Origin of the sequence: Streptococcus parasanguinis, from assembly GCF_031582885.1 — a bacterium.
Taxonomy (GTDB): Bacteria; Bacillota; Bacilli; order Lactobacillales; family Streptococcaceae; genus Streptococcus; species Streptococcus parasanguinis_M.
The window spans coordinates 1,477,735-1,499,339 of record NZ_CP133988.1 but is presented as its reverse complement, the minus strand read 5'-3'; the positions used below and the strand labels follow the sequence as shown (position 1 = coordinate 1,499,339).

Below are 21,605 nucleotides of genomic sequence, written 5' to 3'. Positions count from 1 at the left end.
CCATCTTATGGATATTTACGTAAAAAAAGCCATCATTCATCAATTTAGCCCCGACGATACCGATCTTTATCTGGCAGATAAATTGCTCAATATCACGCCTAAAATCGAGGAATACTTGCGTAAGAAGATTGAACGGGTCTACTCGGATGAAGCCAGAACCGGTATTTTCGAAGAGGACAATCCTTTTCTTGAGATGATTTCAGATGACCTATTAGAAACTTCGGTAGCAGTAGCGAATCGTTGGAAAGAAGAATTTGTCGTCTCTGAGAATCAAAAGACCAACGATTTGGTGTTCATTCAATTCTCAAAAGAAGGGGTGGACCATTTTGCCTTTCTACGGATTGCCTTACGGGAAACCCTGACGCATCTTGGTGGTGAAGTGGATAATCCGATTAAGCTGACGCAAAATAATCTACCTGGTTTTGGGACTGGTGCTGATGAGGCCTTGGTCATTAATCTTCAAAGCCGCAAATACCACTTGATTGAAAAACGGATCAAGTATAACGGGACCTTCTTGAATTATTTTTCTGAGAATATCTTGCAGGCGCAACCCAAGATTTCTCCTAAAAAATCGATCAAGGCTCTAGAAAAAACAGCCCAGAAGATTGCGGAAAGCTTTAATACAGATGATTTTCAATTTCAATCAAAGGTTAAATCAGCTATTTTCAATCATATCGAGGAAGAAAATAAACTCTCTCCAGAGAAATTAGCAGATGATCTCTTCGATGACAATCTGACAGCCCGCCTCAGTTTTATTGACCAAGTCAAAGAAGCTGTACCTGAACCTGTCACTTTTGAAGAAATTGATGCATCTCGCCAGTTGAAGAAGTTTGAAAATCAGAAATTGTCATTGTCAAATGGAATTGAACTGATCGTTCCGAATAATGTCTATGAAGATGCAGAATCTGTTGAATTTATTCTAAACGAGAACGGGACCTATTCTATTCTGATCAAAAACATTGAGGATATACAGAGTAAATAATGATTAAACGCATAGTGAAGATCTTCTTATTCATCTTACTTATATTTGGAATCTACAAGGGGATCCAGATCCACCATGATGTCAAACAAGTCATGCAGTATCGCTCTCTGGTTAGAGAAGTCCTTGCTGAAGAGGACACCACGGCCAATGAAAACCTCATTCTTGCTATGATCTATACTGAGACCAAAGGTCGAGAGGACGATGTCATGCAGGCAAGTGAGAGTGCAAGTGGTGAAACCAATACCATTAGTGATAATAAGGCCAGTATTCGCCAAGGTATTCAGACTCTTTCAGATGAGTTAAAAGAAGCCAAGAAAAAAGGCGTTGATAGCTGGACAGCCGTTCAAGCCTATAATTTCGGGAAAGACTACATTGATTATGTGGCTAAACACGGTGGGACAAATTCCCTAGAGTTGGCCCGCGCTTATTCACGGGATGTAGTAGCGCCAAGTCTTGGCAATGTTACCGGTGAAACTTATCTTTACCTCCACCCTATCTCTCTTTTAAACGGGATGGAACTATACATAAACGGTGGCAATATTTATTATTCCCGTTTAGTAGAAACCAATATGACGATTATGAAGCTATTTTCATGGTTTTAATCATTTTCCAGAGAGCCAATTGGCTCTTTTTTAAGCTGATCAGTTCTGCCTCCGGTTTTTAGGGAAAATAAAAATGTCATGCATTCTTAAAAAAACTGTAAGCTAGTTTTAAGAAATCAACTGTATAATGAAAATCGAAGTGGGTAAACTCTTTATTTACTTCTTTTTTCATCTCTAGTGAGGTAAGAAAGGTAATATGAGATACCCAGAGGTAATTTGAATTAGAAAGAAGAAAAAGATGAAATTAAAGAAGATTGCATTGTTTGTAACGACGACTTTGGCTTTGTTTACAGCTGTCCCACGTGTTTCTGCAGATAGCAATGTGCAGAAAGTCATCGATGAAACCTATGTCAAACCAGACTATGTTTTGGGCTATTCGCTGGACCAAAGTCAAATTGAACAAACCTTGAATCTCTTGAACTACGATAGTTCAAAAGATAAAGAAGAGTGGAAGACCATGACACCAGAGGTTTATTCTTCGATTATGAACGTTGCCAACGATGATAGTTTGGAACTTTATTCCTCTGTTAAAATTCAAAAATTAGGCAAAAATAAGCCACTAGAAGTGAATATCGTGACACCTCAAAATATCACCAAGGTCACTGCAGATATGTATCGTAATGCAGCCGTTACACTTGGATTGGAGCATGCTCAAATTACAGTAGCTTCCCCTATCCAAGTGACCGGAGAAAGTGCCTTGGCTGGGATCTATTACTCGCTTGAGAAAAATGGTGCCAAAGTTTCTCAAGAAAGCAAAGATCTGGCCCAAGAAGAGTTAAAGACTCTATCCGGGATCAATGAAGAAAACGCTGGTAAGAAAAACTTCGATGCGGATAAGTTAAACGTAGCATTGACCGACATTAAAACCGCAGTAGCCAATGCCAAACAGAACAATCAGGATTTAAGCAAAGATGATATTCGAAAGATCGTCGAAGAAACCCTGAAAAATTATAAGCTGGACACAACTGTAACAGGTGATCAGATTAATTTGATCGTGAATTTCGCAGTCAACCTCTCAAAGAGTAGTGTCATCAGTAGCAAAAGCTTTACGAAGACCTTGTCGGATCTGAAAGATAGTATCGTAGACAAGGCAGGCGATACCTTTAATAATATCAATCTCAATTTTGATACAAATGCTATTCTAAAAGACAGTGGAAACTTCTTCACAAATGCGTGGAATGCCATTGCTGGCTTCTTCGGAGCCATCTGGAATGCCGTTGTCAAATTCTTTAGTGGTTTATTTGGCTAAAAATAGCAGGAAAGCACTCCTGACAAGAAGTCAGAGTGCTTTTTGTGTGTGATTTCCTATTTTTATACTTAATAAAAAATTTTATGTTAAGCTCATAAAAAAAGGTCCAATGGACCTTTAACTCGCTTTTCTATTTCTTAGCTCGTGAAAAAAAGGTCCCCCGGACCTTAGACTCGCTTGACTAATTTTAAGCTCGTGAAAAAAAGGTCCCCCGGACCTTTTTTTTATTCCCACTCTACAGTTGCAGGTGGTTTACTTGTGATATCGTAGACGATGCGGTTAACGTGGTCAACTTCGTTTACGATACGAACTGAGATTTTTTGGAGGACTTCCCAAGGAATCTTAGCGAAGTCAGCTGTCATTCCATCGATAGAAGTGATAGCACGGATGGCGATTGTGTAGTCATACGTACGACCGTCACCCATAACACCCACGGAACGAACGCCTGTGTTGACAGTGAAGTATTGCCAGATATCACGGTCAAGACCAGCTTTGGCGATTTCTTCACGAAGGATAGCGTCTGATTCACGAACGGTTTCGAGTTTTTCTTCAGTGATTTCTCCCATAACACGGATGGCAAGACCTGGTCCTGGGAATGGTTGGCGCCATACGATGTGGTCTGGCATACCAAGCTCAGTACCAAGCGCACGAACTTCATCTTTATAAAGAGTGTTCAGTGGCTCGATCAGTTCAAACTGCATATCTTCTGGAAGTCCACCAACGTTGTGGTGAGACTTGATGGTTTGAGCAGTATCCGTACCAGACTCGATCACGTCAGTGTAGAGAGTTCCTTGTGCCAAGAATTTCACATCTTTGAGCTTACTTGCTTCGTCATCAAAGACATAAACAAACTCGTTACCGATGATCTTCCGTTTTTTCTCAGGATCAGATACACCAGCTAACTTATCAAGGAAACGTTTTGCAGCATCTGCTTTAACGATGTTCAAACCAAACTTACCACCAAGCATATCCATCACTTGATTAGCTTCGCCTTTACGAAGAAGACCGTGGTCTACAAAGATACAGATCAATTGATCGCCGATGGCTTTTTGAAGGAGAACCCCAACAACGGAAGAGTCAACACCACCTGAAAGACCAAGAAGGACACGTTTGTCTCCGACGGTTTCACGGATTTTTTTGATCTGCATGTCAATGAAGTTGTCCATGGTCCAGTCACCTTTAGCCCCACAGATGTTCAAGGCAAAGTTACGCAAGATGTCATAACCGTGAACAGAGTGACGAACCTCAGGGTGGAATTGGATTCCGTAGATTTTCTTGTCTGGATTTTCAATCGATGCAAATGGACAGTCAGCAGAAGTACCAGTGCGGATAAAGTCAGCCGGAATTTCTGTAACAGCATCCCCGTGGCTCATCAAGACCAATTGTTTGTCTGGTGTGCCGGCAAAAAGAGCAGAAGATTCTGTCAAAGTCAGTTCAGATTGACCATATTCGCGGTTACCAGCATCACCTGCAGGAACGACCTTCCCACCCAATTTATGGGTTAACAATTGCATCCCGTAACAGATTCCAAGGATTGGAATACCGAGTTCAAAAATTTCAGGATCGATATCAAAAGAACCTTCCTCGTATACAGAGTTTGGTCCACCTGAAAGAACGATCCCAACTGGATTGATTGCACGAACTTCATCAGCAGAAATCTTGTGGCTCTTCAACTCTGAGAAGACTCCAATTTCACGAATCCGACGTGAAATAAGCTGATTGTATTGGCTACCGTAGTCAAGCACGATGATTTTTTCAACATCATGCAAATCAGTTGATAGGTTTGTCATCTTATCCCCTTCTTAAAGAAATTTACTTTCCTCTATTCTAACACAAAAGCCTTGTCTTTACCAATCTCTGATTGAAGAATTAGGAATTTTACGCTACAATAGAGATAACACAGAGAAAGAGCAAGGTTATGATTCCAGCTTACATTCAAATTCATGATCAGATTAAGTCTGAGATTGATCAAAAAATATGGAAAATCGGGGAGCGTCTTCCCAGCGAACGCGATCTAGCTGAGAAATTTCAAGTGAGTCGGATGACGCTTCGTCAGGCCATTACCCTTCTGGTTGAAGAAGGAGTGCTTGAAAGACGAGTAGGAAGTGGCACATTTATCACTAGCACGCGCGTCCAAGAAAAAATGCGAGGCACAACCAGTTTTACAGAAATTATGAAATCGCAAGGCAAGGAACCTTCTAGCCAAGTGATTTCTTACCGTAAAACCATTCCTAGCCTCCAAGAAGTGGACAAATTGGGCATTGATAAGACAGAAACCATCATTCGGATGGAGCGGGTCCGGTATGCCGATGGGATCCCTGTTGTTTATGAAGTGGCCTCTATTCCAGAGAAATTTATTAAGAATTTCAATCGTGAAGAGGTTACCAGCCATTTCTTCCAAACCTTGGAGCGTCATGGCTATAAGATTGGAAAGTCGCACCAGACCATCTATGCGCGATTGGCCAAGGATAAGATTGCGGAGTACTTACAGATTTCAAAAGGGCAGGCTATTTTAGGTCTGACACAGGTTTCCTATTTTGAAGATGGGACGGCTTTTGAGTATGTAAAAAGTCAGTATGTCGGCGAGCGGTTCGAATTTTATTTAGAAAATAACTAAGCTCGCAAATCGTAAAAATAGAAAACTCTTCAAATGTGTGAGAGGCTCACTCTCTTTGGCATTTGGGAGCTTTTTTAGGTTGAAATCATTCTTTCTAAATAGTGATAGTAAAGGCAACATTGAAAATTTTTAAAAATTTTTAAAAAAAATTTTATTTTTTCTTCAATTTTTGATTTTTTTTACGAATTAATAGATAGAAACTAGTTTTAGATCTAAAAAAAGATATAAGGCAGGAAAAAATGAAAAAAATTAAAATCGATGTGGTAGCTGTTCCCTTGAGTGGGCATCTGTACCCAACTTTAAATCTCGTTAAACCCTTATTAGATGATCCAACTATGGAAATCCGAGTTTTCACGGGTCCTCAGAAAAAAGCCGTCGCAGAAAGTCTCGGCTTCACGGTCGTTCCGATTCTAGAGGACAAAGTAGAAGAATTTGAACGTGTGGCTAATAACGATAAAAAACACAATCTCTTTTCAGCTTATCGGCAATTGTCCAGGAGTCTTGATTTGATTAATCATGTATCGGATCAATTGCTAGAGGAGTGGCGTGTCAACCGTCCAGATATTGTCATTGCTGACTTTATCACTCTATCAGCAGGCTTTGTGGCAGAAGAGTTAGAAATTCCTTGGATTACCACCATGGCAACACAATTTGCAATCGAAACTCCTTATGGTCCTCCTTGCTTCTTCGGAGGGATGGGAGTCGCGCGTACGAAGAAGGAAGAGAAGATTCAAGCACTATGCCGTAAACTCACGCGCATTGGAAAATACTGTGGGGCTTTCCTCTTACGCAAACGCTTAAAACGTTACAATTTCAAGTTGTACAATCAAAATGGAGTGGAGACCATCTACTCTCCTTATGCCATCTTTGGAATTGGGATGATGGAGCTAGAGTTGAAGACACACTTCCCTCATCAATATGCGTGGCTTGGCCCTTTGGGAACTTCTCTTGAAAAAGCTGAAGATTATCCTTTAGATCTCAGTCCTTACGAGGACAAGACGAAGGTACTCGTGACATGTGGAACCCAGTTGCCTTGGGCGAAGGAGAATTTGCTAGAACAAACCAAGCAGTTGGCCAAAGAGCATCCAGAATGTCACTTTTTTGTCACTCTTGGAGATGGGGCAAAGGAATTCTCTGAAGAAGAAGTAGCGCCAAATGTGACGGTTGTCTCTTATCTACCCTACAAAGAATATATTCCGCAGATGGACTATGTCATTCACCATGGAGGAGCTGGAATCTTTTATCAGTGTATCGAATTTAAAAAACCAGCCTTGATCTTGCCACATGATTATGACCAATTTGACTATGCGATTCGAGGAGTAGAAGCAGGAATTGCTTTTCAAGCACATCGCAATCGCACCGAAGAGATTCAAGCAGGTTTTAAGGCTCTATTAGAAAAAGAATCTTGGGAAAAGTTAGAAAGACTAAACAAACTTTCAAAAACCTACAAGCCGTTGGATACCTTGGAGTTTGAGATTCAACGATTATTAAGACGTGGAACGGATGGGAAACTATGAAAATTCTTGTAACAGGTGCGACTGGCTTCCTTGGAAAATACGTGATCGAAGAGTTATTAGATCACGACTATTCCATTGTAGCTTTTGGCCGAAATGAAATGATTGGAAAGGCCCTGGAAAATGAGCGCGTCCAATTTGTGAAAGGGGATTTGAGCTCTATAGAGGAAGTAAGACAAGCCTTTCAGTCTGTTGATGCTGTGGTTCACGCTGGAGCTTTATCCACTGCCTGGGGGCCTTGGAAGGCCTTCTATCAGGCGAATGTAGTTGGCACTAAAAATGTCCTTGAATTGTGCCGTGAATATGCGGTAAAACGCTTGGTTTACGTATCTTCTCCTAGTATTTACGCAGCTGGAAAAGATCAATTAAACATCATGGAAAGTGATGCTCCAAAAGAAAATCACCTCAACAATTACATCCGAAGTAAATTGGCGTCTGAAAAACTTTTTTCTGACTATCCGGATGTGCCAAGTATCATCTTGCGTCCTAGAGGATTATTTGGTGTGGGGGATACCAGCATTTTGCCTCGTGTCTTACGCCTCAGTCGAAAAATTGGAATTCCTTTGATTCGAGGAGGAGAGCAGCTCATGGATATGACCTGTGTGGAAAATGTTGCCCTAGCCATTCGCTTGGCTCTGGAAGCAAAAGAAGCACACGGGCAGGTTTATAATATTACAAATGGGGAACCAAAGACCTTTAAGTATTTGATCGAAACCACACTAAAGGGATTGGGAGAGCCGATTCGCTATCGGAAAATTCCGGCAGGTCTTGTAGCAGGTGCGGCCTATAGCCTTGAAGGAGTGTATCGATTATTCCATCTGAAAACTGAACCTCCATTGACTCGCTATACCTATTATCTCCTTCGATATAGCCAAACCCTCGATATTCAAAAGGCCCAAACCGAACTTGGCTACTATCCAAAAATGACTATTGAAGAAGGGATTGACAACTATGTCCAACATGATCAAGCGCATTGATTATTTTCCAGCAGGCTATTGTAGCAGTCATTCTGGTCTCTTATTTAAAGGAATTCCAAATGAAAAAATGCAATTTCCGGCAGGTGTCTTTTTGATTCATCATCGTGAAAAAGGTTATATTTTGTACGATACCGGGTATCACTACGAGATTAAGAAAAAAGCTCGGTATTTCTGGTACCGTCTAGCCACACCAATGCAAATGAAAAAAGAAGACCAGATCGATTATTTATTGCGAGAGCGTGGGATTGATCCGGCAGAAATTACTTATGTGATTCTTTCGCATTTGCACCCTGATCATCTCGGTGGAGCAGCACTTTTTCCAAATGCTCATTTCTTTGTTACCCAGGAAGTCTATGAGGTGTACCAAAAACCGAAATTTAAAGATCTGATTTTTAAAGAGTTTTTGCCAGCTGATTTCAAAGATCGGGTGACTTGTCTCAAAGCAGATCAAAGGCATCCTACTTTCCCATATCGCCCGACTGCGGATCTTTTTGGTGATGGGAGCATTCTTGTATCGTCTATCGATGGACATGCGAGAGGGCAAGGTTGTCTTTATCTGGATGAGCTCAAACTCTTTATCGGAGCGGATCTTTCTTGGGGAGTAGACCTTTTGCCTTTCACACGGCAAATGCGTCTCATTCCTTCCTTGGTTCAGGATGATAAGAAGGCTTATTTAAAAGGAGCTGATTTGCTGGAAACACTCTTGCAAGATGGCATTCAAGTTGTGGTCAGCCACGACCCACAAGATCGGATTGAAAGGATTTTAAATGAAAAAAACAGTCTTTCTGAAAACCTTTATTGAAACCAGATGGTGCCACCGATTCCGTTCAAAAGAAGCCTTGAAGCGATACCAAGATAAGCAATTGGCACGCTACCATGCTTTTATCACTTCTCAATCTCCCTATTTTCAAACCCGTTCTCCCGAATCCTTTGGGACCATGGATAAAACCTTCATGATGTCACATTTCAATGAACTCAATACCCTAGGGCTGGATCGAGATCAGGCTTTAGAGATGGCGATTCGCGGAGAACAAACGCGAAATTTTACCGAGATGAATGGAGAGGTAGCAGTAGGCTTGTCTTCTGGAACCTCCGGCCACCGAGGAGTTTTTGTCACCACAGAAAAAGAAAGAAGTATGTGGGCCGCAGCGATCTTAGCCAAGATGCTGCCAAAAGGAAAACTCTTTGGTCATCGCATTGCCTTTTTCTTACGAGCGGACAATGAACTCTATCAAACCATTAATTCAGGCCTGATTCGCTTGGAATATTTTGATATTTTCAAGGATAGCAAGGAGCATTTAGAGCGTCTCAAAGACTATCAACCAACCATTGTAGTCGCACCAGCTTCGACCTTGATTGAGTTAGCTAACTATGTCAGCAATCAGCAACTTGCGATCCAACCTGTCAAGGTTGTTTCTGTCGCAGAGATTCTAGAAGATCGAGATGCTCAGACCATCGCCAAAGCTTTTCAACTAGACAAGGTTGATCAGGTCTACCAAGCGACAGAGGGATTTTTAGCTTGTACCTGTTCAGAAGGCAATCTACATCTCAACGAAGATATTTTGTATGTCGAAAAAGAGTATCTTGATGATAGCCGCTTTTATCCGATTATTACGGATTTCAAACGAACCAGTCAACCTATCTATCGCTACCGCCTCAATGATATTTTGGTGGAAGAAAAGTCTCCTTGCCCTTGTGGTTCCGTCTTTACTCGAATCGCAAAGATCGAAGGACGATCGGACGATATCTTCTATTTCAAAAAAGAAGATGGCAGTAGCCAGATGATCTATCCGGATTTTATTCGACGGTGCATTCTCTTTGTCGAAAATATTCAGGACTATCAAGTAACTCAGTTGGCAGATGGATCCATTACCATTGCCTTGAGTCACCGGACAGAGTCTATGGAGCAAGCGATCTTTGCTCAATTCGAACTCTTAGCTCAGCAGAAACAATTCATTCTCCCAAGTATTCAATTTATCGATTACCAATGGGACCCAACACGTAAATTAAAACGTGTTCAACGACTTCAATAAAAGGAGAATCCTATGACTACTGTAAAAAGACATTTGCAAATTAAAGGCTATGGAACAGCGCTTCCAGCTCATACCGTAACTTTCAAAGACCAGACTCGTTACCGCGTGAAAGAAGGAGAAGAAACACAGATTGATCTTGCAGCGCGTGCGATTGAAGCGGCTTTAAACCATGCGGGGCTTGAAATGGCAGACATCGACTGCCTGGTTTCGGCTAGTGCTGTTGGCGTTCAGCCCATTCCTTGTACAGCAGCTCTGATCCATGAGCGCGTGGCCAAGGGACTGACGATTCCTGCTATGGATATCAATACCACTTGTACCAGTTTTGTATCTGCTTTAAGCACTGTTTCTTATCTGATTGAAGGTGGTGAATACCAACGGGTTCTGATTGTATCTAGTGAAGTAGGGAGCCTAGGGCTGAATCCTAAACAAAAAGAAAGCTTTGAATTGTTTAGTGATGGAGCTGCAGCCTTTATTTTTGAAGCAACAAAGGAAGATAAAGGAATCATTGCCAGTATGCAACGTACCTGGTCTGAGGGAGCCCATGATACTGAAATTCGTGGTGGTTTGACAGCTTATCATCCGAAATTGTACTCTGAAGCAACCAAGACTGATTTCATGTTTGATATGAAAGGGAAGAAGATTCTTTTGCTTTCTGCCCGTGTTATTCCAGAAATGTTCCAAGAATTCCAAGAGAAATCAGGCATTTCTAAAGATGCTGTAGACTATATTATTCCTCACCAAGCAAGCCGTGCCTTACCACTTGTCATGGACAAATTGGGCGTCAGCAAAGACAAGTACCTCAATATTGTCAGTGATTATGGAAATATGGTTTCGGTAGCCGTACCTTTCGGCCTAGCCTATGCACTGGATCATGGCTATGTGAAGGAAGGAGATACCATCTTCTTGATGGGAACTGCAGCAGGGATGACGGTCAATATGTTGGCACTGAAACTTTAATGATGAATCCTCTTATTTCAAGCTCAAAAAGCATCAAGTCCCGCTAGTCTTTAGCGGGCTTTTTTGATATAATGAAAGGTATGGAAATTGAGAAAACCAACCGAATGAATGCGCTCTTTGAGTTTTATGCAGCGCTCTTGACGGACAAGCAGATGAACTACATCGAGCTCTACTACGCAGATGACTACAGCTTGGCTGAGATTGCAGAAGAGTTTGGAGTGAGCCGTCAAGCGGTCTATGACAATATTAAACGTACAGAAAAGATTTTGGAAGATTACGAAATGAAACTCCATATGTATTCCGATTACATTGTACGCAGCCAGATTTTTGATCAGATTTTAGAACGCTATCCGGAAGATACTTTTCTACAAGAGCAGGTTGAAATTTTATCAAGCATTGACAATCGAGAGTGATTATGGGCAGTCTCGTCATTTATCAAGGAATACCTTGCAAACTATTAGTCGCACAGGAAGTATTTCCTACTCGACTACAGATTATCTCGCCCAATGATATCTCCAAAGCTATGCAAATAGGTTTTAGCTGTTGGGGATATCCAAATGAAATCATGAAAGAAGTCACACCCGAAGAACTAGAATGTTTGCAACATTTCGGACGATTTCCACTGAATTGAAAAACTAGGAGAAAGAGTATGGCATTTGAAAGTTTAACCGAACGTTTACAAAACGTCTTTAAAAATCTTCGTAAGAAAGGGAAAATCTCTGAACCGGATGTCCAAGAGGCAACCAAAGAGATTCGTCTAGCCCTCTTAGAGGCCGACGTTGCCCTTCCTGTTGTAAAAGACTTCATCAAACGGGTCCGCGAACGGGCTGTAGGTCATGAAGTCATCGAAACCTTGAACCCTGCCCAACAAATCGTGAAGATTGTTGATGAAGAATTGACAGCGATTCTGGGTTCAGAAACAGCAGAAATTATCAAATCTCCAAAGATTCCAACCATTATCATGATGGTCGGTCTTCAAGGGGCTGGTAAAACAACTTTTGCGGGTAAATTAGCCAACAAATTGGTCAAGGAAGAGAATGCACGTCCTTTGATGATTGCGGCCGATATCTATCGTCCAGCAGCCATCGACCAGTTGAAGACCCTTGGTCAACAGATCAATGTCCCTGTCTTCTCACTTGGTACAGAAGTCCCTGCAGTAGAGATCGTTCGTCAAGGTTTGGAGCAAGCGAGAGCCAACCACAATGACTATGTCTTGATCGATACGGCTGGTCGTCTGCAAATCGACGAAAAACTCATGGGCGAGTTGCGTGACGTCAAAGCCCTTGCTGAACCAAATGAAATCCTCTTGGTTGTCGATGCCATGATCGGTCAAGAAGCGGCCAATGTGGCGCGTGAGTTCAATGAACAGCTCGAAGTGACTGGGGTCATCTTGACCAAGATCGATGGGGATACCCGTGGTGGTGCAGCCCTTTCTGTCCGTCAGATTACTGGGAAACCAATCAAGTTCACTGGTACTGGTGAAAAAATCACGGATATCGAAACCTTCCACCCAGACCGTATGTCTGGTCGGATCCTCGGTATGGGGGATATGCTGACACTGATCGAGAAGGCTTCTCAAGAATACGATGAGAAACGCTCTCTTGAACTCGCTGAGAAGATGCGGGAAAATACCTTCGACTTCAACGATTTCATTGATCAATTAGACCAAGTTCAAAATATGGGACCAATGGAAGACCTGCTCAAGATGCTTCCAGGTATGGCCAACAATCCAGCTATGAAGAACCTCAAGGTCGATGAACGAGAGATTGCTCGCAAACGTGCAATTGTATCATCCATGACCCCAGCTGAACGAGAAAATCCAGATTTGTTAAATCCAAGCCGTCGTCGTCGGATTGCTGCTGGTTCAGGAAATAGCTTTGTCGAAGTCAATAAATTCATCAAGGACTTTAACCAAGCCAAACAGATGATGCAAGGCGTCCTCTCTGGCGATATGAATAAGATGATGAAACAAATGGGGCTCAATCCAAATAACATGCCGAAGAATATGCCTGGTGGAATGCCTGATATGTCTGCCCTCGAAGGCTTGATGGGACAAGGTGGCATGCCTGACTTGTCAGCTCTTGGTGGAGGCGCTGGAATGCCTGATATGAGCCAAATGTTTGGCGGTGGTCTCAAAGGAAAAGCCGGCGAATTTATGATGAAACGGGCAATGAACAAGATGGCCAAACAAATGCGCAAAAATAAGAAAAAACGGAAATAATCGTTTCTAAGAGGGCCTGGAACACACTGTTCTGGGTTCTTTTAGAAACTACTACTAGAGGAAAGATGTTAAAAAAACTATTTCAACAAGTCATTCGTTTCTTTACAAGATTGTTTTCTTCGCACAGAAAGCCCTTTGAATTTCCTAAAGGATCGAAGAAACCACCCATCAGACCGATTATCTTTGTACCTGGGAGTTCAGCCAGTATCCAGCGATTCAACGGAACCATCCGCATGCTCCATCGCTTTTCTAGAAAAAAGCAAAGTCTCTTAAAAATAAAGGTCAATAAAGATGATTCTATAGAGATGGAAGGAAGACTGAATACGAAAGAGCCGAATCCAATGATTGTGATTGGCTTTGAGAATAATCGTGATGGCTACAGCAATATCAAGCAGCAAATCGAATCCCTTAAGATCGCTCTTACCTACCTTCTTGATCACTATCATTTTACAGAGTTTAAGGCAGTCGGGCACTCCAATGGAGGATTGGTTTTGACTGGTTTACTGGAAAGTGGCTTTCTAGAGAAAAAGAAGGTAACCGTAACCAAGTTGGCTATTATTGGAAGTCCTTACCGTTTCAATCAAGAGATGTATGACGATTTTCAAACATGGAAGCATCGTCTGGGAAAAGAAGTAGAAGTTCTTAATTTTGTTGGTAGCTTTGCTGGAAAATCAGATGGCATCGTTCCCCTCTCTAGTGCCCAAGCAGCACAATCTATTTTTGAGAAACAAGCCTATACAGAAGTGAATTTAAACGGTCGCAAGGCTCATCATTCAGCTTTACCCACTAATCCAGATCTAGTGAAACAATTAAGTCTATTTTTGAATCTATAATTAAATTACATAATTTCGGTTATGTAATTTTTATTTGTCTCTTGCAATCCTTAGGTAAATATGGTACATTTTTTGTAGCGATTACACATACCTAAGGAGGATTTTATGAAAGATCCTAAGTTACTAGAGACAATGAAAGTTTACAAGGGACGGGATGATGTTCCCGCAGATTTTGATGCTTTTTGGAATCAAGCCCTAGCAAAGATGACTGAACTGCCTGAATACAAGCTTGAAAAACGAGATTTCAACATTCCAAATGTCGCTTGTTATGAATTAACCTTTAAAGGAACTAGAAATGGCCTTGTCTATTCAAGAATGATCCTTCCAAAAACGGATCAAAAAGTTCCCGTTATTTTCCATTTTCATGGCTATATGGGACGTTGTTGGGATTGGGCTGATATGTTAGCTTATACAGTAGCCGGCTATGGTGTTGTGTCTATGGACGTGAGAGGGCAGTCAGGCTATTCAACTGACGGAGATCGCTCACCACTTGGAAATACGGTTAAAGGACAGATTATACGTGGAGCTGTGGAAGGTCCGGACCAGCTCTTTTATAAGGATATCTACTTAGATCTTTACCAGTTAATTGAAATTGTAGCCAGCCTCCCTCAAGTTGACGACAGCAGACTTGCTAGCTACGGAGCCTCTCAAGGAGGTGCCCTAGCTCTGGTTGCTGCTGGATTGAATCCCCGAATCCAACGAACTGTAGCCATTTATCCATTCTTATCGGATTTCAGACGTGTATTAGAGATTGGGAACACCAGCGAGGCCTATGACGAGCTTTTCCGTTATTTCAAGTTCCATGATCCATTCCATGAAACGGAAGATCGTTTGATGCAGACTTTAGCCTATATTGATGTGAAAAATTTTGCGCATCGTATCAAAGGACAGGTTCACATGATTACCGGGCTAGATGATGATGTCTGTTATCCTGAGACACAGTATGCCATTTATAATCGATTAGAATGTCCAAAAGAGCATTTAATCATGCCAGAATATGCCCACGAAGCTATGAATGTTCAAGTTAATGATCGAGTCTATAATTGGCTCTGTGGTAGCAAGATTCCATTTCGATATGTAGAAAAATAAATTATAGAAGAAAACATTCAGTAAATCCATGAGGTTTGCTGATTTTATTGTGTTTAAAAGGGATCTAGTATAGAAAGAAAACTAAAAGTTTATGTACAATTGACTAAACAAGACTTAAACCATTGATACAACTGAATTAGAAGCATAAAGTACATTCTTTAAAAAGTGTACCTTATTTTTGTTTTGTACATTATTCGGGAGTGGTATTTTGTATATTTTATAGTTCATCATATTATCAAATCTAATAAATTGATTTGTACATTTTTTACTCAAGTAACAGCAGAAGAAGTGACGGTTCAATTGTACATTTTATTAAAAATATTATGGCTATAATAATAGTATTTGAAGCATAGATAAAGTAGATACAGTGGTATAATAGTGTCAAAAGACTTTCAGGAGAAATGAGATGAGATCGCATACAGTTATTCTAGGCGCTGGTGCTACTATTGCAGCAATTCCAGATGGTGATAAAAATGGGAAAAGCTCTTCAGTTATGAATGGATTGCTAAAAAAACTTAATTTAGAAGAAATTCTTGCTGGTGTTGAATTACAGACAAAGAGCGAAAATTTAGAGGATATCTATTCAGAATTATTTGAGAGAGAAGAGTGCTCCGAAATAGTTAGAAAACTAGAAGAAAGACTTTATGATTATTTTGCTTCGTTGGAGTTACCTGAAGAACCAACAATTTATGATCTTTTAATATTAAGTTTAACTAATAAAGATTGCATAGCTACGTTTAATTGGGACCCTTTACTTATACAAGCTTATGTTCGCTGTTCAAAAATTACTCTGAACCTGCCACAAATTCTTTGTTTACATGGGAATGTAGCTGTCGGTTTTTGTGAAGAACATACTGAGTTTGGAACAGTAGGTTACTATTGCCCAACATGTTATAAAAAATTAAATCCAACAAAATTATTGTATCCCGTAAAAAACAAAGACTATTCTTCTGATGGATACATAAATTGGTGTTGGAAAGCATTAGATTACTTTGTCGATCATTCATATATGTTAACTATTTTTGGATACAGTGCTCCTAAGAGCGATGTAGATGCTGTTAATTTAATGAAAAAAGCATGGGGAAATATTGAAGACCGACCACTTGAAGAAGTTTCTGTAATAGATATTGTAGACGAGGCGACTATGCTAAATACATGGAAAGACTTTATTCATAGCCATCATTATAGGTATTCAAATTCATTTTTTGATTCTTACTTAGCAAAATTTCCAAGAAGAACTTGTGAAACCGTATTTGCAACATTTTCATTAAATGTTCCTTCTGATGGTAGTAGAGGATTTAAAGAAAATTTTAATTGGGACATGATAAAAGAGTTTTTATCTGATATGTTAGTTGAAGAACAGGAAAATAAAGGAAAATCAAATTTAAAATCGAAATATTTAGTTTGGGGTGAAGATGTTAACAAATAATCCAATTAATCATAGTGTACTTAAATTGTCAATGGATTTCGATAATGCTTTTAAACATAAAAATATAGAGGAAATCTATAGACTAATAGAATTTGGAAAAAATATGGAAAACACTATTGATGATATTTCCAAAATTCAATTATTTTATTCTATTGGGACAGCATACGCTGATATATTTGAACTAAGTGATAACTTAGTTTTCAACATAGATACCGATTTTACAGTTCAACAAATTTATTACTTTAGAAAAGCTATAGAAATTTCAAATAACGTTGATATAAATTCTGAGAACAGTAGGTTTGTTTTCCCATTATTATGTTCACTTTACACTAATTATGCAAATTTATTAGATGCTTGTGGTAGAAAGCAGTTAGCTATTAAGATGTATTGTAAATGTATACAAATCAATCCAAGATTCACAATGGCTTGTGGTAACTTGGCTATTTCTCTACATCATTATCGTAATTTTTTGAGTGATAACGAACACCTTCACTTTATTAAAAAAATTAAAAATTTAATTGAAACAAGCATAACTGTTTTAGATCCAAACAAAGTTGATAATGCAGAAAAGCATTTTATTAAACTTTACGAACAATATCTTGATTATAAAGATTTAGATGAATGCTCTTGTAAAAACATTGATTATAATCCTAATTCACAAAAGTATCGTGAATGGTGTTGGAACAACGGGCTATATCTTAATCCACTTAATGACTTACAAGCTGACGATATAAATAGATATGATGACAATCTTTTACTACCAAGTTTATTATTTCAATCGGATAAAGATTTAAACAAATATATTTCTATGTTTAATCAAATTAAGCAAGAATATGTTTATGCGCGTTACCTCTGTTTTAATAGCAATGAGGTTGATTCGGTTCATTATGCTGATGAGAATGTTGACCTTATTGATTGTCTAGAATACGTACAATATTCTATCCGAGTAGAAGGATTAAAAGCAGCTTTTAAAACACTATATTCATTATTAGATAAAGTAGGAATGTTTATAAATGAATATTATTCTTTAAAAATTGAGACTCGACAAGTAAATTTTCATTCAATTTGGAGAACAGATAGCAATTTAGGTAAGTTGTTGGATAAGAATATTGGTCTATCATCTATATTTTGGATATCGAAAGATTTTGAAAATGGTAATAATTCTTTGACAGCAAATCCACACTCAAAGCGATTAAAAACTATTAGAAATTATTTAGAGCATAGGTTTACTAATATCACATTGAATTTTTTTGATGGAAGTGTAGATAATAACGAAAGTAGATTGTATCTAACTGAATTTGAATTGCAAGAGTGTACATTAGATTTATTAAATCTTGTAAGAGAAGTTATTTTTTCACTCAAAAATGCAATTCAAATAAGTGAAAATGAAAAACAATCTACTCTAAGCAGTGAAGTTGCTTTAATTCCGATAAATTATGAAGAAGTAGATTCGGAAGATAAATTATAGCATTGAGCATACAATTTATAGTCGTTATAAAAAGCAATAGTCTAAATTCATTTAACTAATCGACTTAACTAGAGCTAAACCATTGATAAAACTGAATTAGAAGGATAAAGTACACTCATTAAGCAGTGTACTTTATTTTTGTTTTGTACATTATTTGTTGATTGCTTAATCAATACTACATCTCTATCAGGCAATTCAGACTCCATTTAGTCCTCTAAAACCCATGTTGAGGCGGTATCACTGCTTGTAAAAGATTAGAAACCTTTGAACGAAAGGGAGAATGAAAAGCGTGAAGGTAGCTTCTCTAATCGAATAGAGGGTAAGAATCAGAGTAATAGTTCAAGTTGGGCTTCTGGATACTATAGTCTGACATGCTATCAATCTATTTCAGAAGCTGGACAAATTGTAATAACTTTCCTTGAAGGAACTGAGGTAGATTTATAAGAGACTGTGACTGGGAAGTTGCAGTCTTTTTAAGGGTTTAATCGTATAATGAAATTATAAATGTGTATATTGTTTAAATTCTCTGGAGGACACATAATGTTGAATTTAGTAAAAGGTCACCGAGTTAGCTTGGTAGAAAACCTGTTTGAATCATTTACAAAGTTAACTGAACATCATTTGATGGCGAATGTACACGCAGAAAAAATATTAGAGGTTTTTCAACACTTTATTGCGATTCATGACGAGCCCTTGTTTTTTATTTTGGAATTGCCTGTCAGTATTGATAGAGAAAAAGTGATAGCAAAGAATATTATTAAGGAATCCCATAAGGATGTTTATTATATTGATGGTTGTTCAAGAGAGGAATGTCTAGCACTGTTGATTAGATACGGTGATTTGCTTGTTAATGATGGACTAAGTAAGTTTGGATTTGGTGGGCATAAAAGTCATGATGAGATCATACTTGATAGCTATAATGTTGTGACAATTTATAGTAAAGAACTATCGAAATTTAATGACTTTTTTGAACCTCATGATATTCAATTTGTAGAAGAACTAGTGACAGCTTGGAAAACTTTTTCTAAGACTTCACCAGGAATCTCTGAAATCTATGAATGTAATGGAAAAACTGTTTATGATTTGCCTGAAGAATTAGCTGAATGGGGAATATATTTAGCTGAAACTCGAACAGAATAGGCCTATCTATAGGATTAGAAAGAGAATACTTCAATTCCTTAAAATTTGATTTAGAGCAAGGTGGAGATTGAAGTTGTAAGATAAATAATGGTTATTTATGGCAGAACTCTGGTTCTGCCTTTTTTATTTATGAAGTATATGAAATATGACATAAAAGACTAAAGAAAAAAATGCAAAACATTTAATAAATTAGAATTTTCTTGCTACTTTTTGAAAAATATTTTTTCCTTACAGAATCCTTAAAAATATTTTTTATACTATTTACAAAATTAAAGGAGGAATAAAATATGAACAAATATATTTTAGAAACAAATGACCTAACAAAGGTTTTTGGAAAACAAAAAGCTGTAAATAATGTGTCTTTAAAAATCGAGGAAAATTCAGTGTATGGATTACTAGGACCTAATGGTGCAGGTAAATCTACGACATTAAAGATGATTACAGGTATGTTACACAAGACGTCAGGTAAAATTATGTTTGAAGGACATGAATGGAGTAGAAATGATTTATCAGATATTGGTGCTTTAATCGAGATGCCACCCTTATACGAAAATTTAAGTGCAAGAGAAAATCTTAAAGTTAGAACATTATTACTTGGATTGCCTGAAGCAAGAATTGATGAAGTTTTAGAAATTGTAGATTTAAAAAATACCGGAAAAAAGAAAAGCGGTCAATTTTCTTTGGGGATGAAACAAAGATTAGGTATTGCAATTGCTTTATTAAATAATCCTAAACTATTGATACTAGATGAACCGACAAACGGATTAGATCCATTAGGAATTCAAGAATTACGAGATTTAATACGAAGCTTTCCAAAAAAAGGAATAACAGTAATTCTGTCTAGTCATATTTTAGCAGAAGTGGAACAAACTGCTGATCATATAGGAATTATACATGATGGAGAATTAAAATATCAAAACACAATTAATCATAATGAAAATTTAGAAGAACTTTTTATGGATGTTGTAAAGAATGGAAAGAGGGTGTAGCTTAATGAAAAATTATATTTTTGCAGAAAATTTGAAACACAAACATAGCTTTTTGTTGAAGATATTACTCATTGCCCCGATTATAGCTTTACTAAATGCATTTGTATTAATGCCATCATATTTTAGCATAAACGCATACAATTGGTGGTATGTTATTTTAATGCCGGCAACTTTCGCTTTAATACCTGCAATGATGCATAGAAAAGAAGAGAGAAAATTAAACTACCGAGCAATTTTTCCACTCAATATTGATTTAAAAAAGATATGGATTTCAAAAATATTAACAGCTTCAATTTATCTAAGTATAACTGCTATTTTGCATATGCTAGGAGTATTTGTTTTTCAATTTTTCATTGGAGAACAATTAACAGGAAACTATGCATTCACGACATTGTTATTCGCAAGTGTATTATTGGTTATAACTAACATATGGCAAGTTCCGTTTTGTTTTTTCCTGGCTAAAAAGTTTGGGTTTATAGCAAGCATTGTAGTAAATGCTGTATTAGGTCTTGTGGTAGGAATTTTGTTAGCTGACGGTTCTATGTGGATTTATTGCCCTTATTCTTGGGGGATTAGATTGATGGTACCCGTTATGCGTATTTTACCGAACGGTGTTCCAACAGAAGTATCAAATCCAATGGTTTTAAACACATCCTTACTTGTTCCTTGTATTTTATCAATATGTTTGTTTACATTATTGACTTTCATTACTGCAAAATGGTTTTCTAAGCAAGAGGTGAAGTAATGATGAATATATTAAAATCAGAGTTTTATAAATTGAAGCATACATGGGTTCCATGGGCTCACTTTATCTTACCTGTTTTATATGCCCTATTCTTCTATGGGGCAGCAACTATGACAAGTCTAAAAAATTTTTCTGATATGGATATCATAAAAAATTATTTTGTACTTTTAGGAGCGGTATTACCAATAATCTGTGGTGTTATTACATCTAAGGTTGTTGACATGGAAGCAAGTGCTGGACGATTTCAAGTGATTCTATCAACTACAAAATCCAGAAGCAAGGCTTATGGCGGAAAACTTATAATGCTCTTATTGAGTTTCCTATTTTCTATAAGTTTAGCAGTTTTTATATTTGCAATGCTATTTGGTAATCAACGGACTATGGCTTGGTTAATTGAATTATTATTAGTTTTTATAGGATGTTTATCTACATATATGATTCATTTATGGGTATCAATTATGTTAGGTGGTGGTGCATCTATTGGATTGGGATTTGTAGAAACATTGATTGCTTTACTTTCAATAACCAATTTAGGTGAAAACATCTGGTATTTTTTACCTTGTACTTGGTCATCGAGATTATCTGCAACATATATTGTTGGTAGTGAATTGGCTGATAGCTCATATTTAATTAAAGAGTTTACCATGTGGGGATATGTAGCAATACCTATTACAGTAGTCATTTTTACTGGCTCTTTATTATGGTTCAATAGGTGGGGTGGAAAGTCGATCAGTGAATAATAGCTCTAAATGTATTTGTA

General features: G+C 38.2%; 21 protein-coding genes. 20 read left to right on the top strand and 1 reads right to left on the bottom strand.

What is annotated here, in order from left to right; translation table 11 throughout:
* Positions 1-7: 7 nt before the first annotated feature.
* The 3 genes from RDV49_RS07070 to RDV49_RS07060 all read left to right on the top strand — a co-directional run bounded on the left by RDV49_RS07070 (position 8) and on the right by RDV49_RS07060 (position 2,833).
* Positions 8-982, top strand: coding sequence for a nucleoid-associated protein (locus RDV49_RS07070; protein ID WP_003007282.1), 975 nt, complete (start codon positions 8-10; stop codon positions 980-982).
* Complete coding sequence (locus tag RDV49_RS07065) at positions 982-1,584, top strand: lysozyme family protein (RefSeq protein WP_003007284.1); 603 nt, start codon at positions 982-984, stop codon at positions 1,582-1,584. The genes RDV49_RS07070 and RDV49_RS07065 overlap by 1 nt, the downstream gene beginning before the upstream one ends.
* 238 nt (positions 1,585-1,822) lie before the next feature.
* Entirely contained in the window at positions 1,823-2,833 is a 1,011-nt protein-coding gene (locus RDV49_RS07060; RefSeq protein WP_003007286.1) for a DUF1002 domain-containing protein, read from the top strand.
* A gap of 224 nt (positions 2,834-3,057) precedes the next feature.
* On the opposite strand, the gene guaA is transcribed toward RDV49_RS07060, so the two are convergent.
* Positions 3,058-4,623, bottom strand: a complete 1,566-nt coding sequence (guaA, locus tag RDV49_RS07055; RefSeq protein ID WP_223141901.1) for a glutamine-hydrolyzing GMP synthase — start codon at positions 4,621-4,623, stop codon at positions 3,058-3,060.
* Positions 4,624-4,751: 128 nt separating this feature from the next.
* On the opposite strand from guaA, the gene RDV49_RS07050 reads away from it, so the two are divergent.
* The 17 genes from RDV49_RS07050 to pcfG all read left to right on the top strand — a co-directional run bounded on the left by RDV49_RS07050 (position 4,752) and on the right by pcfG (position 21,585).
* Positions 4,752-5,450 (top strand): GntR family transcriptional regulator, encoded by a 699-nt coding sequence (locus tag RDV49_RS07050; RefSeq protein WP_003007291.1) that lies wholly within the window; start codon positions 4,752-4,754, stop codon positions 5,448-5,450.
* 239 nt (positions 5,451-5,689) lie between these two features.
* Entirely contained in the window at positions 5,690-6,967 is a 1,278-nt protein-coding gene (locus RDV49_RS07045; protein WP_155124890.1) for a glycosyltransferase, read from the top strand.
* Positions 6,964-7,941 carry an NAD-dependent epimerase/dehydratase family protein gene (locus RDV49_RS07040; RefSeq protein WP_003007294.1) on the top strand — a complete coding sequence of 326 codons (978 nt, stop codon included), beginning with the start codon at positions 6,964-6,966 and terminating at the stop codon, positions 7,939-7,941. The genes RDV49_RS07045 and RDV49_RS07040 overlap by 4 nt, the downstream gene beginning before the upstream one ends.
* The gene (locus RDV49_RS07035; RefSeq protein ID WP_003007296.1) at positions 7,916-8,743 is read left to right on the top strand and encodes an MBL fold metallo-hydrolase; all 828 of its coding nucleotides are present in this window, start codon (positions 7,916-7,918) and stop codon (positions 8,741-8,743) included. The genes RDV49_RS07040 and RDV49_RS07035 overlap by 26 nt, the downstream gene beginning before the upstream one ends.
* Entirely contained in the window at positions 8,709-9,974 is a 1,266-nt protein-coding gene (locus RDV49_RS07030; protein WP_003007297.1) for a F390 synthetase-related protein, read from the top strand. The genes RDV49_RS07035 and RDV49_RS07030 overlap by 35 nt, the downstream gene beginning before the upstream one ends.
* A gap of 12 nt (positions 9,975-9,986) precedes the next feature.
* Positions 9,987-10,931 carry a 3-oxoacyl-[acyl-carrier-protein] synthase III C-terminal domain-containing protein gene (locus RDV49_RS07025; RefSeq protein ID WP_003007300.1) on the top strand — a complete coding sequence of 315 codons (945 nt, stop codon included), beginning with the start codon at positions 9,987-9,989 and terminating at the stop codon, positions 10,929-10,931.
* A gap of 80 nt (positions 10,932-11,011) precedes the next feature.
* The gene (locus RDV49_RS07020) at positions 11,012-11,344 is read left to right on the top strand and encodes a putative DNA-binding protein (protein WP_003001435.1); all 333 of its coding nucleotides are present in this window, start codon (positions 11,012-11,014) and stop codon (positions 11,342-11,344) included.
* 2 nt (positions 11,345-11,346) lie between these two features.
* Positions 11,347-11,562 carry a hypothetical protein gene (locus RDV49_RS07015; RefSeq protein WP_003007304.1) on the top strand — a complete coding sequence of 72 codons (216 nt, stop codon included), beginning with the start codon at positions 11,347-11,349 and terminating at the stop codon, positions 11,560-11,562.
* A gap of 18 nt (positions 11,563-11,580) precedes the next feature.
* Complete coding sequence (gene ffh / locus RDV49_RS07010; RefSeq protein ID WP_003007305.1) at positions 11,581-13,152, top strand: signal recognition particle protein; 1,572 nt, start codon at positions 11,581-11,583, stop codon at positions 13,150-13,152.
* Positions 13,153-13,217: 65 nt separating this feature from the next.
* Positions 13,218-13,985, top strand: a complete 768-nt coding sequence (locus tag RDV49_RS07005) for an alpha/beta hydrolase (protein WP_037607897.1) — start codon at positions 13,218-13,220, stop codon at positions 13,983-13,985.
* A gap of 105 nt (positions 13,986-14,090) precedes the next feature.
* Positions 14,091-15,074: an acetylxylan esterase gene (locus RDV49_RS07000; protein ID WP_003007311.1), complete on the top strand. Its 984-nt coding sequence runs from the start codon at positions 14,091-14,093 to the stop codon at positions 15,072-15,074.
* A 406-nt stretch (positions 15,075-15,480) separates the two neighbouring features.
* The gene (locus RDV49_RS06995; protein WP_003007312.1) at positions 15,481-16,503 is read left to right on the top strand and encodes a hypothetical protein; all 1,023 of its coding nucleotides are present in this window, start codon (positions 15,481-15,483) and stop codon (positions 16,501-16,503) included.
* Complete coding sequence (locus tag RDV49_RS06990) at positions 16,490-17,971, top strand: LA2681 family HEPN domain-containing protein (RefSeq protein WP_003007314.1); 1,482 nt, start codon at positions 16,490-16,492, stop codon at positions 17,969-17,971. The genes RDV49_RS06995 and RDV49_RS06990 overlap by 14 nt, the downstream gene beginning before the upstream one ends.
* 540 nt (positions 17,972-18,511) lie before the next feature.
* The gene (locus tag RDV49_RS06985) at positions 18,512-19,111 is read left to right on the top strand and encodes a hypothetical protein (protein WP_037607900.1); all 600 of its coding nucleotides are present in this window, start codon (positions 18,512-18,514) and stop codon (positions 19,109-19,111) included.
* Between the two features lie 287 nt (positions 19,112-19,398).
* A complete protein-coding gene (pcfF, locus tag RDV49_RS06980; RefSeq protein ID WP_003007318.1) occupies positions 19,399-20,100 on the top strand; it encodes a lantibiotic protection ABC transporter ATP-binding protein PcfF in 702 nt (233 codons plus the stop codon).
* A gap of 4 nt (positions 20,101-20,104) precedes the next feature.
* Positions 20,105-20,845 (top strand): lantibiotic protection ABC transporter permease PcfE, encoded by a 741-nt coding sequence (pcfE, locus tag RDV49_RS06975; protein WP_003007320.1) that lies wholly within the window; start codon positions 20,105-20,107, stop codon positions 20,843-20,845.
* Complete coding sequence (pcfG, locus tag RDV49_RS06970) at positions 20,845-21,585, top strand: lantibiotic protection ABC transporter permease PcfG (RefSeq protein ID WP_003007322.1); 741 nt, start codon at positions 20,845-20,847, stop codon at positions 21,583-21,585. Before pcfE ends, pcfG begins: the two co-directional genes overlap by 1 nt.
* The last annotated feature ends 20 nt before the right edge of the window (positions 21,586-21,605 follow it).

Bases quoted from the DNA above. Each gene is read 5' to 3' on its own strand.
- RDV49_RS07070 (WP_003007282.1), top strand. From the start codon at position 8: ATGGATATTTACGTAAAAAAAGCCATCATTCATCAATTTAGCCCCGAC.
- RDV49_RS07065 (WP_003007284.1), top strand. From the start codon at position 982: ATGATTAAACGCATAGTGAAGATCTTCTTATTCATCTTACTTATATTT.
- RDV49_RS07060 (WP_003007286.1), top strand. From the start codon at position 1,823: ATGAAATTAAAGAAGATTGCATTGTTTGTAACGACGACTTTGGCTTTG.
- guaA (WP_223141901.1), bottom strand. From the start codon at position 4,623: ATGACAAACCTATCAACTGATTTGCATGATGTTGAAAAAATCATCGTG.
- RDV49_RS07050 (WP_003007291.1), top strand. From the start codon at position 4,752: ATGATTCCAGCTTACATTCAAATTCATGATCAGATTAAGTCTGAGATT.
- RDV49_RS07045 (WP_155124890.1), top strand. From the start codon at position 5,690: ATGAAAAAAATTAAAATCGATGTGGTAGCTGTTCCCTTGAGTGGGCAT.
- RDV49_RS07040 (WP_003007294.1), top strand. From the start codon at position 6,964: ATGAAAATTCTTGTAACAGGTGCGACTGGCTTCCTTGGAAAATACGTG.
- RDV49_RS07035 (WP_003007296.1), top strand. From the start codon at position 7,916: ATGTCCAACATGATCAAGCGCATTGATTATTTTCCAGCAGGCTATTGT.
- RDV49_RS07030 (WP_003007297.1), top strand. From the start codon at position 8,709: ATGAAAAAAACAGTCTTTCTGAAAACCTTTATTGAAACCAGATGGTGC.
- RDV49_RS07025 (WP_003007300.1), top strand. From the start codon at position 9,987: ATGACTACTGTAAAAAGACATTTGCAAATTAAAGGCTATGGAACAGCG.
- RDV49_RS07020 (WP_003001435.1), top strand. From the start codon at position 11,012: ATGGAAATTGAGAAAACCAACCGAATGAATGCGCTCTTTGAGTTTTAT.
- RDV49_RS07015 (WP_003007304.1), top strand. From the start codon at position 11,347: ATGGGCAGTCTCGTCATTTATCAAGGAATACCTTGCAAACTATTAGTC.
- ffh (WP_003007305.1), top strand. From the start codon at position 11,581: ATGGCATTTGAAAGTTTAACCGAACGTTTACAAAACGTCTTTAAAAAT.
- RDV49_RS07005 (WP_037607897.1), top strand. From the start codon at position 13,218: ATGTTAAAAAAACTATTTCAACAAGTCATTCGTTTCTTTACAAGATTG.
- RDV49_RS07000 (WP_003007311.1), top strand. From the start codon at position 14,091: ATGAAAGATCCTAAGTTACTAGAGACAATGAAAGTTTACAAGGGACGG.
- RDV49_RS06995 (WP_003007312.1), top strand. From the start codon at position 15,481: ATGAGATCGCATACAGTTATTCTAGGCGCTGGTGCTACTATTGCAGCA.
- RDV49_RS06990 (WP_003007314.1), top strand. From the start codon at position 16,490: ATGTTAACAAATAATCCAATTAATCATAGTGTACTTAAATTGTCAATG.
- RDV49_RS06985 (WP_037607900.1), top strand. From the start codon at position 18,512: ATGTTGAATTTAGTAAAAGGTCACCGAGTTAGCTTGGTAGAAAACCTG.
- pcfF (WP_003007318.1), top strand. From the start codon at position 19,399: ATGAACAAATATATTTTAGAAACAAATGACCTAACAAAGGTTTTTGGA.
- pcfE (WP_003007320.1), top strand. From the start codon at position 20,105: ATGAAAAATTATATTTTTGCAGAAAATTTGAAACACAAACATAGCTTT.
- pcfG (WP_003007322.1), top strand. From the start codon at position 20,845: ATGATGAATATATTAAAATCAGAGTTTTATAAATTGAAGCATACATGG.